Annotated in this window: 1 protein-coding gene; it reads right to left on the bottom strand. The window is 70.0% G+C overall.

The features are described from left to right. Positions 1 to 1,197 (bottom strand): acyltransferase domain-containing protein (locus tag ND747_RS16425; RefSeq protein ID WP_251734481.1); only part of this gene is annotated, 1,197 nt, incomplete at its 3' end. Positions 1,198 to 1,209 lie beyond the last annotated feature (12 nt).

The raw sequence follows: 1,209 nt of genomic DNA, 5'->3' as shown, positions 1-1,209 counted from the left end.
CCACACGTCGACCATCGACTGCACGAACCTGGCCGACTCATCCTCATCACGCCGCAACGTCCCGGCCACGACTGCATTCGCGATACCGGTCCGCTCCAGCACGGCCTCGATGCCCATCGTCAACACCGGATGCGAGCTCACCTCGATGAACACGCGATGCCCCTCGTCCGCCAAACGCTCCACCGCCTCGGCGAACCGCACCCGCGAACGCAGATTCCGCACCCAGTAACCCGCGTCCAACTCCCCGACGACCCAATCCACCTCGACCGTCGACATCAACCTCACCGACGGATCGAACCCCTCGCCCCGATCCGCGTCACCGACTTCGGCCAAGGCGGCGACCACGGCGGCGGTCAGCTCACCTTCAGCCGCTTCAACGTGCACCGAGTGCGACGCGTAGTCGACGGGCAGCAGCGAGGACCGTACCCCGGCCGCCTCGCACTCCTCGCGCACCGCCGCGATCACGTCTGCGGTACCGGCCAGGACCACCGACTCCGGACCGTTCACCGCGGCGATCTCCACCGGCCGTAGACCGATCAGCGTCTCGGCCCGCTCCTCACCCACGGCGACCGACATCATCGCGCCCCGCCCCGACAGCCGCGCCGCGATCACCTGACTGCGGGCCACCACCAGGCGCATCCCCTGGGCCAGCGTCAGCCTCCCCGCGACGACCGCCGCGGCGATCTCGCCTTGGGAATGGCCCACCACCGCGTCCGGAACGACACCGCGCACCTGCCACATCGACGCCAGCGACACCATCACCGCGAACGACACCGGCTGGACCACGTCGGCCCGGTCCAGTGACGGAGCGCCCTCTACGCCGTCCACCACGGCCCGCAGCGACCAGTCCAAAAGCCGATCGCACTCGTCCATCCGCGCCGCGAAAACAGCGTCAGACGCCCACAACCCCCTGCCCATCCCCGCCCATTGCGCCCCCTGACCCGGGAACACCAGCACCACACGTCCCATCGAACCCGCCGCCTGTTCGCCGCCCGAAGAAGCAGCCACCGCGCGGAGTCTCGCCACCGCCTCATCCCGCTCCGCGGCCGCCACCCCAGCCCGGAACTCCCACACCGAACGGGACGTCGACAGCGCACGCCCCACATCACCCAAGCTCGATACGGGCTGCTGTTCGAGGAAATCGGCCAGCTGCCCGGCAGCAGCGCGCAGGCCTTCCGGCGACCGCGCCGACACCACCAACGGCACCAC

This window comes from Frankia sp. R82 (assembly GCF_023716925.1).
Lineage (GTDB): Bacteria > Actinomycetota > Actinomycetes > Frankiales > Frankiaceae > Frankia.
The sequence above is the reverse complement of the archived record's forward strand: the minus strand, read 5'-3'. Positions and strand labels throughout refer to the sequence as shown.